11 protein-coding genes and 3 pseudogenes are annotated in these 14,802 nt (G+C 64.4%); 9 read left to right on the forward strand and 5 right to left on the reverse strand.

What is annotated here, in order from left to right; translation table 11 throughout:
- Window positions 1–156 precede the first annotated feature (156 nt).
- On the reverse strand, window positions 157–366 hold the full coding sequence (locus tag ABFP37_RS18865; protein ID WP_313902468.1) for a hypothetical protein: 210 nt from the start codon (window positions 364–366) through the stop codon (window positions 157–159).
- Between the two features lie 437 nt (window positions 367–803).
- Window positions 804–1,272, reverse strand: a pseudogene (locus ABFP37_RS18870) (glutathione peroxidase).
- Window positions 1,273–1,514: 242 nt separating this feature from the next.
- Between ABFP37_RS18870 and ABFP37_RS18875 the strand changes: the two are divergent.
- The 7 genes from ABFP37_RS18875 (at window position 1,515) to ABFP37_RS18905 (ending at window position 8,271) form a co-directional block, all read left to right on the forward strand.
- On the forward strand, window positions 1,515–3,374 hold the full coding sequence (locus ABFP37_RS18875) for a phosphoenolpyruvate carboxykinase (GTP) (RefSeq protein WP_347034532.1): 1,860 nt from the start codon (window positions 1,515–1,517) through the stop codon (window positions 3,372–3,374).
- A gap of 230 nt (window positions 3,375–3,604) precedes the next feature.
- The gene (locus tag ABFP37_RS18880) at window positions 3,605–4,825 is read left to right on the forward strand and encodes an NADP-dependent isocitrate dehydrogenase (protein ID WP_347034533.1); all 1,221 of its coding nucleotides are present in this window, start codon (window positions 3,605–3,607) and stop codon (window positions 4,823–4,825) included.
- A gap of 245 nt (window positions 4,826–5,070) precedes the next feature.
- Window positions 5,071–5,499: a pyridoxamine 5'-phosphate oxidase family protein gene (locus ABFP37_RS18885; RefSeq protein WP_347034534.1), complete on the forward strand. Its 429-nt coding sequence runs from the start codon at window positions 5,071–5,073 to the stop codon at window positions 5,497–5,499.
- Window positions 5,500–5,757: 258 nt separating this feature from the next.
- Window positions 5,758–5,952, forward strand: coding sequence for a hypothetical protein (locus ABFP37_RS18890; protein WP_078028900.1), 195 nt, complete (start codon window positions 5,758–5,760; stop codon window positions 5,950–5,952).
- Between the two features lie 178 nt (window positions 5,953–6,130).
- Complete coding sequence (locus ABFP37_RS18895; protein ID WP_347034535.1) at window positions 6,131–6,511, forward strand: metalloregulator ArsR/SmtB family transcription factor; 381 nt, start codon at window positions 6,131–6,133, stop codon at window positions 6,509–6,511.
- 5 nt (window positions 6,512–6,516) lie between these two features.
- Window positions 6,517–6,972 carry a hypothetical protein gene (locus tag ABFP37_RS18900; protein WP_139362855.1) on the forward strand — a complete coding sequence of 152 codons (456 nt, stop codon included), beginning with the start codon at window positions 6,517–6,519 and terminating at the stop codon, window positions 6,970–6,972.
- A 219-nt stretch (window positions 6,973–7,191) separates the two neighbouring features.
- On the forward strand, window positions 7,192–8,271 hold the full coding sequence (locus tag ABFP37_RS18905) for a beta-ketoacyl-ACP synthase III (protein WP_078028902.1): 1,080 nt from the start codon (window positions 7,192–7,194) through the stop codon (window positions 8,269–8,271).
- Window positions 8,272–8,790: 519 nt separating this feature from the next.
- On the opposite strand, the pseudogene ABFP37_RS18910 reads toward ABFP37_RS18905, so the two are convergent.
- Window positions 8,791–9,048, reverse strand: a pseudogene (locus tag ABFP37_RS18910) (transposase); the annotation flags it as partial.
- 168 nt (window positions 9,049–9,216) lie between these two features.
- On the opposite strand from ABFP37_RS18910, the gene ABFP37_RS18915 reads away from it, so the two are divergent.
- A complete protein-coding gene (locus tag ABFP37_RS18915) occupies window positions 9,217–10,674 on the forward strand; it encodes a transposase (protein ID WP_347034536.1) in 1,458 nt (485 codons plus the stop codon).
- Window positions 10,675–10,773: 99 nt separating this feature from the next.
- On the opposite strand, the pseudogene ABFP37_RS18920 reads toward ABFP37_RS18915, so the two are convergent.
- Window positions 10,774–11,774: pseudogene (locus ABFP37_RS18920) on the reverse strand (IS256 family transposase); the annotation flags it as partial.
- Between the two features lie 271 nt (window positions 11,775–12,045).
- Here ABFP37_RS18920 and ABFP37_RS18925 point away from each other — a divergent pair.
- The gene (locus ABFP37_RS18925; RefSeq protein ID WP_347034537.1) at window positions 12,046–12,957 is read left to right on the forward strand and encodes an IS110 family transposase; all 912 of its coding nucleotides are present in this window, start codon (window positions 12,046–12,048) and stop codon (window positions 12,955–12,957) included.
- Window positions 12,958–13,954: 997 nt separating this feature from the next.
- Here ABFP37_RS18925 and ABFP37_RS18930 read toward each other — a convergent pair.
- Window positions 13,955–14,767: a hypothetical protein gene (locus tag ABFP37_RS18930; RefSeq protein ID WP_347034538.1), complete on the reverse strand. Its 813-nt coding sequence runs from the start codon at window positions 14,765–14,767 to the stop codon at window positions 13,955–13,957.
- Between the last annotated feature and the right edge of the window lie 35 nt (window positions 14,768–14,802).

The raw sequence follows: 14,802 nt of genomic DNA on the forward strand, positions 1-14,802 counted from the left end.
ACGGCGGTGCCGGTGCGGTCTGAGCCCGGGACCATGCCAGATGCTCCTGGTTGGTCTGCAGGACCGTTCAGCAGCAGCTCCCGTGCGGCGGCGAGCAGGTCCGGGACGTGGGGGAAGACAGTTCATAAGATACCTGCGAACCCCGCCGGGTGGACCTCACCAGATGATGGCGGCGCAGCACAGATAAGTGCTGGGACAGGTGGGAGGCTTCCATCCCGTGCTGGCAAGGAGGTCCGAGACGGGCACGGTGCCTTCTGCCGCCGCCAACAGCTCCAAAACCCTGACCCGGACAGAGTGGGCCAGACTCTTGAAGAGTTCGGCCATTACCTCGGACAGGTCCACCTGCCGGGCGGGAAATCGGTCCATCGGAACAGCCACCTTCACTAAAATAATCCGCGGGCGAACGGTCAAGGCGGCCCCGGTCTGCCCGTGGACGCATCTTCCTCCGCGGCAAAGTCCCCGCGCATGAAAAGGTGCCCCTCCGGGCCCTCCCCGACCTGCTTGATGTCGACCAATGCCGCAGCCCTGTTCCGGCAGAAACCCGGAAAACGGCGTGCGCATTCCGTTTCCGCTCCGGGCAACACAGCATGGGGATGTGCTCCACCTCGGCCGGCTGCTGGACTGCGCGGGGGTTCCAGCTGTTATTCACCATACTTTCTGATGCGCCAGCCGTGCCGTCCAGCCCCGGGGCACCATGACCACGCCGTGGGCAGGCCAGCGGATTCGCCCGGGGGTTAGACGATGTGGCCGGTCTGGGCTGGTCAGCATACTTTGGGATAGGGGCCCCCGGCCCTGTGTCAGGATCAGGCAAGGGCTGCCTGGACGGCCTCGATGACATCCATTGCGGGGGCAAAACGCGCCCTGACCTCGCCGTCGCGGCCCACCAGGAACTTCTCGAAATTCCACTGCACCAGGTCCGGAAGTTCGCCGGTCTTGAACTTGGTCAGCTCGGCATAGAGCGGGTGCTGGTTCTCGCCGCGGATCTCTGCCTTGGTGGTCAGCGGGAACGTCACGCCGAAGTTGCGTTCGCAGAACTCGGCGATCTCGGCGTCGGCCCCCGATTCGTGCCCGGCAAACTGGTTGCACGGGACTCCCAGCACGGCGAAGCCCTGCTCCCGGAACTTGTTGTGCAGGGCCTTAAGCCCCGCGTACTGCGGCGTGTTCCCGCACTTGACGCGACGTTCACCACCAGCACCACCTCCCCTTGAAGCGGCCGAAGTCAGTGTCCGTTCCGTCGATGAGGGTGAGTGGAATGGAGTGCAGAGCGGTCATGAGGCATCTCGCAAAGTTGTCGGTCCTAAGGGTCACGGTGACGGCAGGGCGACCCGCACCATTGAATGACTGTTATATTAGATGATGTATCCATCAAATAGTAAAGCTTTCGCCCGATTCCTCTATCGTGCGCGGACGGCCGTTGCTCATTCCTGTCAGCCCTGGCCGAGGCTTCACGAACATTTCCATGACTTTTCTAGGACCGCCCCGCCCGCCGTCAGTGCGGGGGAAGGAAGAGAACCGTGCACAACACCACAACCTCCAGCCTCCTGGACACCGCCCCCGTTGCCTCTGACCGGCTTCTGGACTGGGTCGGCGAGGTAGCCGCCCTGACCGGACCGGAGCGCATCCACTGGGTAGACGGATCCGAGGACGAATACCGTGCGCTCACCGACGGGCTCGTCGCAGCCGGGACGCTGACGCGCCTGGCCGAGGGCAAGTTCCCCAACTCCTTTGCCGCCTTCTCCGACCCCAAGGACGTCGCCCGCGTCGAAGAGCGGACCTTCATCTGCTCCGAAGACGAACGGGACGCGGGCTTCACCAACAACTGGATGGAGCCCGCGCGGATGAAGGAGAAACTGGGCGGGCTCTTGGCCGGCGCCATGCGCGGCCGCACCATGTACGTGATTCCGTTCGTGATGGGCCACCTCGACGCCGAGGACCCCAAATTCGGGGTTGAGATCACCGACAGCGCCTACGTGGTCGCCTCCATGCGCATCATGGCCCACACCGGTTCCGATGTCCTGGCCAAAATGGTCGAGCTGGACGCGGACTTCGTCCCCGCGCTGCACTCCGTCGGCGCGCCGCTGGAACCACGCCAGCAGGATGTCAGCTGGCCCTGCAATGACGAGAAATGGATCGTGCACTTCCCGGAGGAAAAGTCCATCTGGTCCTACGGCTCCGGGTACGGAGGCAACGCGCTGCTGGGCAAGAAATGTTACTCGCTCCGCATTGCGTCAGCGATGTCCCGGCAGGAGGGCTGGCTCGCGGAACACATGCTCATCCTCAAACTCACCAGCCCGGAAAATAAGGCCTACTACATCTCCGCGGCGTTCCCCTCGGCCTGCGGCAAAACCAACCTCGCCTTGCTGAACCCCACCGTGGAGGGCTGGAAAGTGGAAACCCTCGGGGATGACATCGCCTGGATACGTCCGGGCAAGGACGGGGAACTGCGGGCCACCAACCCGGAGGCGGGTCTCTTCGGCGTGGCACCGGGCACCGGATGGCAGACTAACCCGAACGCCATGGACGCCATCGCCAAAGGCAACACCATCTTCACCAACGTGGCCCTCACCGATGACGGCGGCGTCTGGTGGGAGGGCATGACCCGGGAGATCCCGGAACACCTGACCGACTGGAAAGGCCAGGACTGGACCCCGGCCTCCGGCCGGCCCGCGGCCCATCCCAACTCACGGTTCTGTACGCCCATCAGCCAGGTCGCCATCCTGGCCGAGGAGTACTACCAGCCCGAGGGCGTGCCGCTCTCGGCCATTTTCTTCGGCGGCCGCCGGAAGACAACCATCCCCCTGGTCACCGAGTCCAGGGACTGGGCAGGGGGTGTGTTCATGGGATCGACGCTGTCTTCCGAGACGACAGCGGCAGCCGCCGGTCAGGTCGGGGTCGTCCGGCGCGATCCGATGGCCATGCTCCCCTTCATCGGCTACGATGCCGGAGACTACCTAAGCCACTGGCTGGAGATCGGCCGGACGGCCAATCCCGCCCTACTGCCCCGGATCTTCCTGGTCAACTGGTTCCGCCGCGGCGCCGACGGGAATTTCCTCTGGCCCGGGTTCGGAGACAACTCCCGCGTCCTGAAATGGGCCATCGAAAGGCTCGAGGGGACAGCGGCTGCCATCGAAACCCCCATCGGCTTCGTCCCCGCACCGGAGTCCCTCGACATCGAAGGCCTCGACGTCACCCCCGGACACCTCAATGCCGCCCTGGCAGTCGATTCACAGGAGTGGGCCCCGGAAATCGACAGCATCGATCAGTGGTACGGCCGGTTCGGTGACTTGCTGCCCCCCGAGCTGCCGGCCGAGCTGCAACACCTCAAGAACCGCTTCGCTGCCCGCCGGGGGACGCCGCGCGTCAGCTCCCGATAGGTTCCGGGGGTGGCGCCCGGTGACCGGAACGGTCCGTGCACCGGGCGCCACCCTTCGGTTCGCCTGTTCAGGGCACCGGACCGGCAGCGCGCGTCCGGAGAGTACGGGGCGATCCGGCGTCATCCCGGCCTGTCGCACCAACCCGCGACGTCAGGCTCACCGCCGGGGCTGCAGATGTCAGAGACCACCATCGGTGTGGGCATGGTGCCCATGAAATCAGAGAGGACCGTATGAACGAAAAGATCAAGGTCGCTGGCTCCATTGTGGAGCTTGACGGCGACGAGATGACGCGCATCATCTGGCAGTTCATCAAGGACCGCCTGATCGTCCCCTATCTGGATGTGGACCTGAAACACTTCGATTTGTCCATCCAGAACCGTGACGCGACCGATGACCAGGTCACGATCGACGCCGCCAACGCCATCAAGGAATACAACGTCGGCGTTAAGTGCGCCACGATAACCCCTGACGAGACCCGGGTCGAGGAATTCGGCCTGAAGAAGATGTGGCCGTCCCCGAATGGAACCGTCCGTAACATCCTTGGCGGCGTCGTTTTCCGCGAGCCCATCATCATTTCCAACATCCCGCGCCTGGTTCCGGGCTGGAACAGGCCGATCATCATCGGCCGTCACGCCTTCGGCGACCAATACATGGCGACCAACTTCAAGGTCCCGGGCTCTGGCACGCTGACGATGACCTTCACCCCCTCCGACGGAGGCGAAGAAATCAGGCAGACGGTGGTCACCTACCCCAGCGGCGGCGGGGTGGCCATGGGCATGTACAACTTCAACGACTCCATCCGTGACTTTGCCCGCGCCTCCTTCGCGTACGGGCTGCAGCGGAACTACCCCGTCTACCTCTCCACCAAGAACACCATCCTGAAGGCCTACGACGGCCAGTTCAAGGATCTCTTCCAGGAAGTATTCGACGCCGAGTTCAAAGATGTGTTTGAAGCAGCAGGCCTCAGCTACGAGCACCGGCTGATCGATGACATGGTGGCATCGGCGATGAAGTGGGAAGGCGGCTACGTCTGGGCCTGCAAGAACTACGACGGCGACGTCCAGTCCGACACCATCGCCCAGGGCTACGGCTCGCTCGGTCTCATGACCTCCGTGCTGATGACCCCGGACGGCAAGACTGTCGAGGCCGAAGCCGCACACGGCACCGTGACGCGCCACTACCGCCAGCACCAGAAGGGCAAGCCCACATCCACCAATCCGATCGCCTCGATCTTCGCGTGGACCAGGGGCATCATGCACCGCGGCAAACTGGACAACACCCCTGCCGTCATTGACTTTGCCGTCACTCTCGAAGACGTCGTCATCAAGACGGTCGAAGCCGGCCAGATGACCAAGGACCTGGCCCTCTTGGTGGGACCGGACCAGGAATGGCTCACTACCGAGGAGTTCCTCGCAGCACTGGACGACAACCTCAAGGCACGCCTGGGCTAGTCCGCCGACCGACCGTTCCCGGAGATCCACTCGCCCGCTCGGGGGAGCCGCCGAGCGGGCGGTGCGCAGCTCGAGCTTGGTCCGACCGGCCGCTTCCGTGTCCTCCGGGGCCGAGTCCGGGTCGGGGCGTGAAGAGCCACGGGTTAAACCCGGCGCTAAGCTGGGCGCTATATCATCGGCGCAAGAACGCTGGATGAGGCAGTTGACAAGGCCAACGGTATGTCCGGGGCCGTGGAAGGACGATCATGCTCTCTGATGCGCAGTACCCCGCGGCGAACCTGAACCCGCATGAATGCTGGAAACTGCTGGCCGGTACCACCGAGGGCCGGCTGGCCGTGAGCGTGCATAACAAGCCTGATATTTTTCCCGTGGAATTCCACGCCGAGAACGGCAAAATACTGGTGCGAACGCCCCAGGGCAAGATGCTCGTGGAACTGACCATCAACCCTTCGGTGGCCTTTGAAGCGAACGGCCGGTCGGAAACGTCCGCCTGGACCGTTGTCGTCCAAGGAACGGCCCGCGAACTGCAGAACTGGTCGGAAATCGATACCGCTGAGCAGAAAGCCCAGCGCCTCTGGACGCCGACCGCGAAAGGGTCCTTCGTCGAGATTGTCCCCACCGGGATCACCGGCCGGCGGCGGCCCATCTGCGCCCAGGAGTACGCCCAGGAGTAAGAGACGAGGGCCCGGGTCGCATCCGGCCTCCCCTGCACCTGGCGGGTTGCGGACGGCGTACCCAGTCAGCCATACCCGCTGAGCCTTCGGATGAATTCATCCGCCCGGGCCAGGGTGCGGGCCATGTTGGCCCTCTGGTGCAGCCTCTCAATGAACTCCGCGGCCGCATTTTGGGGATCGTGACGTCCGTTCCGCCGACCCCGAAGACTGACCCTCGTCTTCTTTGCTCGCGACTTCGCCAGCGCCAGAAGGCAATCCATGGACGAAGGTCTGAAAAGCATTCATCCAGCAGCCCTCGAGGTGGAAATGCTGGAGATCCGCGCCGACCGGGCCCACGAGGCCTTCATCCAGGCCGTATGTACGGCGTTGGCGGCTCCGGTGCCTCCTGAAGTGGTCGCGGCGGCCGTCAACATGAGCTTGGTGAAGTCCTCGACATCCTCCGCAAGCCTGTAACCGTTCCCTCACTGGAGAACAGCAACGCGGTCCACGGGGACTAAATCACCCGCCGCAGGACGGGGGGAAGGGAATGTCGGGAGTTGACAACATCAGTGCAGCAATTCCGCTTGCGTTAGTGGATGATGGATTAATAAATTAGTAACCGCGGGCGTGCATATTGCACCGGGAGGCAGGTATGGAAGAATTCTCGGATTTCCGGGCGCCGTTGTATGAGGTGAAGGCCAACCTTTTCAAGGGCCTGGCCCACCCGGTGAGGATCCGGGTGCTGGAGCTGCTCTCGGCGGCGCCGGAGGTGTCGGTCACTGACATGCTTGCCGCGACCGGGCTGGAGGCCTCCCATTTGTCCCAGCATCTGATGGTGTTGCGGCGCTTTAACTTGGTGAAGGGCGAACGCAGGGCGCTGCAGATGTTCTACTCGCTGGCTTATCCCCAGGTCGCGGACCTTCTCGCGGTGGCCAGATTGCTGCTGAACGACATGCTGCACACCACCCGCGAACAGCTGGAACATTCCGGGGCACCATCACGTGAGTCTGTCCCCGCAGGCAGCGCCGGGTGAGGGTCGTGAACACTGCCCGCACGCCGCTGCCGTCGCAGGACCGGCATCTTGCGCTGGTTATCCGGGTCGGCGTGCTGGAATCACTGCGCCGCCACAAGCACGTGTTCGATGAGCTGGCTCCGGCTGTGGAACTCGCGCGCAGGCATGACCCGCCCTTATACCTGGGACGGCTCGGCACACTTCCCCATCCCGGCCAATCAGTTCAAGGAGACGCCATGCATGAACGGCTGCTGAAGCTCTACACCGCTGCGGGAGAATTGGAGATGCAGGAGATCCGCACCGAGCAGGCCAAAGCTGCCCTGGCGCAGGCACTGCGAGAGGCCATAGCAGCCGAGATCGAGCCTGACATTGCCGCCAAAGCGGCAGGGATGACCGTCCAGGAGATTTTCAAGGTGATCCGCAGCTCCCCGTCCAGCACCCAGGAACCGAGACTTGAAGAGGGCGAGATGAGTTGGCTCTGAACCCGACCCCCATCCGCCGATCACGACCACGGCTTGCCGTCACGTTTCCGGCGCCTCGCCGGGACCAAGCAACGGGTAGACACCAGCGATAAATCCCAAGCAGGTAGGCATCGAAAGTCCAAGCCCAGAGACGACACGTCCCGAAACCACGGCCGACGGGACCATTGGGCGGCCCGTCCGCCAGCGAATCCCTGACCGCTCCGAACATGAGGAACAACCATGACCACAGCAACGCGCAGCCGGGGACAAAACGTCTCCCCATCCCGCGGATCCCGCGTTACCGGGGTCGGTTCATACCAGCCTGACAGGGTCCTCACCAACGAGGACCTCAGCCTTATGGTGGACACCAGCGATGAATGGATCCGCAGCAGGGTCGGGATCCAAACACGCCGCATTGCCGACAGCGAGTCCGTTGCGGACATGGCCACCCGCGCCGGGCGGGACGCGCTCCGGCACTCCGGCATCGACGCCCGGGATCTCGATTTGATCGTCGTTGCCACTGTTACCGCCCAGGACCGCTCCCCGAGCACAGCCGGACGGGTTTCAGCTGCCCTAGGCGCCCGCAACCCTGCCGTTTTTGACCTTAACGCCGCCTGTTCAGGCTTCACGCATGCCCTCGCCGTGGCGGATCAGGCCATCCGCTCAGGAGCTGCCAAGCATGCCCTTGTCATCGGGGCAGAGAAGCTCAGCGACTTCACGGACTGGGGGGACCGGACCACCTGTGTGCTTGTCGGTGACGGCGCCGGCGCCATTGTGCTCACAGCCTCGGCCACCCCAGGCGTCGGACCTGTCCATTGGGGCTCGGTCCCGGAATTGTCCCACGCCGTTAGGATCGAGGAGCCAGATCACCGCTTCCAGCAGGAAGGCATGTCCGTGTTCCGCTGGGCCATCACCAAAGCAGCAGAGCTGGCCCGACGAACATGCGAAATGGCCGGTGTCCTGCCGGAAGAGCTCGTCGCCTTCGTCCCGCACCAGGCAAACCTGCGCATCATCGAACCCCTCGCAGACCAACTCGGCATTCCCCGTGAGATCACCGCGCGGGATGTTATCACCTCGGGGAACACATCTTCCGCCAGCATCCCACTCGCCCTGGCCAAGCTCGTCCGCGAGGGCCAGCTTCCCCCCGACCGCCCCGTACTGCTCTTCGGCTTCGGGGGAGGATTCTCCTACGCGGGCCAGGTCATCCACACCCCCTCCACGACAGAAACAAATACCCTGCCCCGGCCTAAGGCGAAGCACCAATCGCCCGCACCAAAAACCGTTGCCATGGAAGAAGGCAAGCATGCCGTCCCTGAATGAAATCCGGGCCCGGCTTCGTGCCGCCCACCTGCTGGTTCGCACCGCCGAAGAATGGGACAGCCTCTCCACGGAATTGCTTCGTGCCTAAGACAGCAAGAACGACGAACTGATCCAGAAATCCCAGGAGACCTACCTGGCTACGTGGAAATCCGTAGCGCGCAACATCCTTACAGACACATTTGAGCCCTTCGGCATTGCCGTGGGACCGGCCACACACCCTTGGGGTATCGCCACATTGGAAGCTGCAGGGCGCAGCTGTCAGCCGCTCCTAGCCTCCGTCGACGCCCGCGCTGCAGGAACAGCGGCCTCCGGCCGGGCATACCTACGGAGCTTTGATGATGTTATGGCCAATTATGACGCCTGTCTGCCCTTCCTGACGACTGGCTGACCTTCCATCACGGGAAACACGGCCCTTCTCCTCGACGCGTTCCGCGCATCAGGCGGCGTTTCCCCGACCTTGGTATCGGATCTCCTGCACGGATGGGACTGTCCGATTTTCGGTGGCTCCACGGTTGGCATTTAGTTGACTCTTCCGTTGAAGCTGATGGCGAAGGCGTTCAGGGCCGGCTTCCATCGTGTGGCCCATCGTGCCCTGCCTTTGCCGGTGGGGTCCAGTGCCCGGGTGGCGAGGTAGAGGCATTTCAGTGCCGCCTGCTCGGTGGGGAAATGGCCCCGGGCCCTGACCGCGCGCCGGTAGCGGGCGTTGACGGATTCGATGGCGTTGGTGCTGCAGATGACCCGCCGGATTTCGACGTCGTAGAGGCTGTCGCAGAATGGCGTGTCCCAGCCCGGGCGGTGACGAGGGGCCTGGGAGAATCGGGTATGGCTCAGAGCTATCGTCCTGTGCGGCGTGATCAGGTGTTTCTGCTTCCGCCGGATATGCGGGACTGGTTGCCGGAAGATCACCTCGTCTGGCTTGTCATCGAGGTCGTCGAGACGCTCGATGTGTCAGCTTTCGAAGCGTCGCGGCGGCGGGGCGGGGTCGGCGCAGCGGGATACGATCCGCGGATGCTTCTGGGGCTGCTGGTCTATGCGTACTGCCGCGGCGTGCGGTCCTCGCGTCAAGTCGAGCGGCTATGCCACACGGACATTGCGTTCAAGGTGGCGTGCGCAGGCGATGTGCCCGACCACGCGACGATCGCGAGGTTCCGTGCCGTGTCAGGGGAAGCGTTCGCCGGGTTGTTCGCTCAGGTGCTGCTGATCGCCGCACGGGCGGGGCTCGCCCGGTTCGGGACGATCGCGATCGACGGGACGAAGATCCCGGCGAACGCGTCCATCGACGCGAACCGAGGCCGGGACTGGTTCGACCAGCACGCCAAAGAGATCGCCGCCGATGTCGTCGAAGAGGCGCAACGCGTGGACGCAGCCGAGGATGCGCTGGCCGCCCGCGGGGCCGACGACGGCGGCGACCGTGTCCATGGAGCGCTGGCCGGGAGGTCGGCCAGAGCGGAGCGGATCCGTCGCGCAGCAGCGGAGCTTGCCCAGCAGCAGCGTCGACTGGACACCGATCGCGAGGCCCGCCAGACCGGGGCTCAGGCCCGGCTGCAGGCGTCCCAGGCTGGGCTGCCGGTGCGAGGCCGGATCCCCGACGGCCCGCTACGGCTGGCCGAGGAGAGGGCGCATCTGGAACGGGAGCTGCGCGACCACCAGGCCAAGCTCGATCGCAGGGCCGCATTGATCGCCGCGGGGAAGAAGCCGATGGGCGCCCCGCCTGTCCCGACCGAGGAGCACTCGCGGATCATCCGGGCACGCCGTGTCGTTGCTGCGGCCGAAGCCGCCGCGGCGCGCGACGAGCAAGCCCCGACGAGGGGCCTCCCCAAGGCCGTCGCGAACACCACAGACCCGGAGTCGCGGGTGATGCCCACGCGCCGGGGTTTCGTTCAGGGGTACAACGCGCAGGTCGCCGTCACCGGTGACCACGTCATCGCCGCCGTCGATGTGAACCAGCAGCCCAACGACATGCCCTCGTTCGTTCCCATGATGAGCGCGGCCACCGACGCGGCCGCGGGCCTGCATGCTAGGACCGGTTCGCCTGAGCACCAGATCGGGATCGTGCTGGCCGATGCCGGCTACTGCAGCAACAAGAACCTGGAGGCACCCGGCGCCGACCGGATCATCGCCTTGGACAAAGGGCGCGAACAGCACGCCCAAGCAGTTCGATCACCGGCATCTGGCGCGCCGCCGGCCGGGGCGAACGCGCGGGAAGCAATGGCCCACCGCCTCCGAACGCCTGAAGGGTCAGCGGCATACAAGCGCCGCGGCGCAACCGTCGAACCCAGCATCGGAACCCTCAAGACGATCCTGGGCAGATTCTCCCGGAGAGGCCTCGACGCAGCCCGCAGTGAGCTGAACCTCGCGGCCGCCGCCTACAACATCCGGAAGATCCACACGGTAACCGGCTGAGGCCTCGACCGCACGGACCCGTCAAGCGGACCCGCCGGCGCCCACTAACAGGCCCCTCGTACCGCCCGGGCTGGGACACGCCATTCTGCGACAGCCTCCGTAGTCCAGGAACGGCACGAATTCCGCCCAGGAGGACTCCCAGAGCCGCACGATTGCCGGATATCGCTGGCCCCACGCGGCCGTGAACTCGGCGAACCGGTCCTTCGCCGCTTGCTCTGACGGGGCCGTGTAGACCGGCTTGAGCGCCTTGACGATGCCGTCGCGGTGCTGGCGTCCGGCGTAGCGGAAGCTGTTGCGGATCAGGTGCACGATGCAGTGCTGCACCACCGTTCGCTCCCACGTGGTCGTGATCGCCTCCGGCAGGCCCTTGAGTCCGTCGCAGACCGTGATGCAGACGTCCTCCACGCCGCGGTTCTTGATCTCGGTCAGCACCGAGAGCCAGAATTTCGCGCCTTCGCCGCCGTCCCCGGCCCACAGCCCGAGGATGTCCCGTTCACCGTTGACGCTGACACCGATCGCGACATAGACCGGCCGGTTCGTGACCTGCCCGTCGCGAACCTTGACGTGGATCGCGTCGATGAACACCACCGGGTAGACGCGGTCTAGCGGCCGGTTCTGCCACTCGGTCATCTCCCCGATGACCTTCTCGGTGATCCGCGAGATCGTGTCTTTAGAGACCCTGGCGCCGAACACGTCGGCGAAGTGCGCCGCGATCTCACCGGTCGTGAGCCCTTTCGCGTTCAGTGACAACACGATCTCATCCACGCCGGTCAGCCGGCGCTGCCGTTTCTTGACGACCCGCGGATCAAACGTCGAGCCGGTGTCCCGCGGCACGTCGATCTCCACCGGCCCGATCTCCGTCAGCACGGTCTTCGTGCGTGTGCCGTTGCGGGAGTTACCGCTCCCGCGCCCGGACACGTCGTGTTTTTCGTATCCGAGGTGTTCGTCCATTTCCGCTTCCAAGCGGTCTCCAGGACGTTTTTGGTGAGCCGGTTCAACAGCCCGTCCGGGCCGACGAGGTCGATGCCCTGCTCCCTGGCCTGGGCCAGGAGCTGCTGCGCTAACTCTTGCTGATCCACATCAGTCGCCATGGGATCCATGATGTCGCTCGTGATCAGTCCTCCCCGCCAGGCAACGCCCGGCGTGTCAGGCCAGCCATGAATCCACCGTTATTCCCAGTGTCACTATTTTGGTGTGCCGGTTGGTTCGCTCCATCGTTTTTCGCCTCCGTGGCAAATGTCTGTAGTGCGGCCGGCTGGCACGGAGGGACCGGCCGGCCTGGCTTGAGAGGAGCGTGGCATCGCCCCTGACTGGGATATGCCGACCGACCGGTCCTGCACCCCTACCCGTAGACGGAAAGGAGACAGGACCATGGTGATCATCGGAATCGATGCGCACAAGCGCTCCCACACGGCCGTGATCGCGGACACGGTTGGCAGGCAGATCGCAGTCAAGACGATCGGCACGACCAGCAACGACCATCTCGCCCTGCTGGCATGGGCGAACAAGCATGATGATCAGGAACGGCTCTGGGCGATCGAGGACTGCCGGCATCTGAGCAGACGGTTGGAAAGCGACCTCCTCGCGGCGGGCGAACAGGTCGTGCGGGTGCCTCCGAAGCTGATGTCCCATGTTCGGGACAGCGCCCGCACGTTCGGCAAATCCGACCCGATCGATGCTCTCTCGATCGCACGTGCCGCCCTGCGAGAACCCGATCTGCCCGTCGCCCGTCTCGATGGCGCCGAACGCGAGATCCGCCTCCTGGTCGACCACCGCGAGGACCTCGTCGCTGAACGGACCCGCGTGATCAGCCGGCTCCGCTGGCACCTGCACGAGCTCGATCCTGCATGGTCGGCCCCGGCGAACTTCGACCGGGTCAGCGCGTTCGCACGCATCAAATTCCACCTGGACGACTTCGCCGGGATCGTCGCCGACCTCGCTCAACGGCTCCTCACCCATCTGCACCGCCTCACCGAGGAGATCGATGAACTCACCGCCGAACTCAGCCGCCGGATCCCAGTCATCGCTCCGGCACTGCTGGCGATCGTCGGCTGCGGGTCGTTGACGGCGGCGAAGATCCTGGGAGAGACCGCCGGCGTCACGCGGTTCCGCTCGAAGGACGCCTACGCACGCCATAACGGCACTGCCCCGCTGCCGGTCTGGTCGTCGAACAAGGCCCGCCACCGACTCTCCCGAACCGGGAACAGACAGCTGAACGCGGCGGCATGGAAGCACTGCGTATCCTCAAACGCCGACTATCCGACGTTGTATACCGAGCTCTGATCGACGATCACAAAACCTCCGCATCCAGCACGCTCATCCTCGCCGCTTGACAGAGGAGCTAGGGACAGTCCCCACGTCACGACCTGACGCTCATTGAACTCACCGACCGCGACATTGAAAAACTCGCTCAGCGGGTGTTTGTCGGCCCAAAGGGGGTGTGCACGGGCGGCTTTCGGGCCCGCATGTTGGTCCCTTCCTCCTGGTCCTGCCTTCACCACTTCATGAAATTCTCTGTTTCAGCGACATGACTTGGCGGCCTGGATCGTCCGTGTCGTTGGATGTTCCGGGTGCAGCGGGGTATCTCTGGCTGGTACGAACCGTTGACAGAGTCCAGGTGTGTGGGATCCGGACTTTCTTCCGGGCAAGTCTGTTCGCGGCAGGGGAGCGGCCGGTAGAGCCACCGCCCCCTGCGGACACGACGCGACCCGAAGCCCTGAACTTCTCTGCCCTGGCCGAAGCGGTGGATCCCCACGGGCTGCCGGGAGTCCAATCCAGAGCCAGCGCCTCCATGCTGACGATGCCGCTTGCCCTGGCGAACCGCCGCTAGCTGCTCAAACAGGACCCGCCCGAACACGCACACCTGGTCCTGAATGAAGCAGCCCACCTCACCGCTGCCAAGGCACTAAAGATGCCGGTGGCAGCGCACCGTGTCGTCACAGACCGGAACGGGTTGCCGGGACTCCTAGTGGAAAGGTTGACCGCACTTGGGACGACGGGATGAAGCGGCTGGACCTGGAAGACGCCGCCCAGGTCCTGAACCTTCCGCCGGCATCCAAATATGCCGTCAGAGCCGAGGAAGTGGTGCTGGCCCTGTCCGGACTGTGCAAAGCCCGGGCGGTCACCCGTCAGGAACCTCTACCTGCAGTTCGTGCTCGTCTGGCTGACAGGGAACGGTGACCTGCACGCCAAGAACGCCTCGGTGCTCGAAGGCCGGCACGGAGGTTGGGTGGTGGCACCCGTCAATGACATCCAGTGGACGCTGCTCTACGGCGACGATTCAACGGCACTTACCATCAGCGGCAAGGTCAAGAACCTCAAAGTCAGACACTGGCAGGAGTTCGCCGCCAGCATTGGGCTCCTGGAACGAGCCGCCACGGCCACCAACAAAACTGCCCTCTCCGTGGCCCGGGCAGTGGACTTGAACGCGCTGCCGTTCACCGGCTCGCCCCTGAACGGTGCCGTGCGGGAGTTGCGGTTCCGCCGCTCCGAGCTGGGGGACTAGCTGGAATCCGGTTGCCGGGCATGGATCGACCCGGCACGCTGAGCTGAGGGCTGTCCGCCATTGGCTGTAGCGGTCGTCGGCGACCACGGCCTGGAGCTCGTCGTAGCTGATGAGGAGCGAGTCGAAGCCGGGAAACGGCTCCGTCTGCGGATCAGCAATCTCTATCGCCACCATAGGACTCGCCGTCCTGCCGGATTTGGCCCAGTTCACTGTGTCCGGAGTCCACTCGATAACAAGGCGATCGGTCAGAGCCGAAAAAACGGGCGAGGGCCGTAGATCGAAGAAGCGCCAAATATCGGTCCGCTCTTCAGGAACTTCGCCGTGGTTCTCGAAAGCGGTGATGAACCGGGCCCGCCGTCCGGTGGTGGCCAGGAAGTTCAGCCAGATCCTCGGAGGTGTTTTGCCGAGCTTGTTGTTGTGCCTCTGTTCGCGCGTGTAAGGCAAAAGGTTTGGCCCCAGGGCATCGGCCCGGGTTTTCAAGCCTCCCGGATTGAGCGTGTGCCGGGTGACAGCCACATCATCGGGAGCAAGGCCCGCGGCCTTGAAAAGATGCCCAAGTTTCAGGTCACCGGTGACGTCCTCGATCATGGACAGCCTTCGTTCGATTCAGCCCGGCATCATTC

Source organism: Burkholderia sp. RS01, assembly GCF_039748055.1.
Lineage (GTDB): Bacteria > Actinomycetota > Actinomycetes > Actinomycetales > Micrococcaceae > Arthrobacter.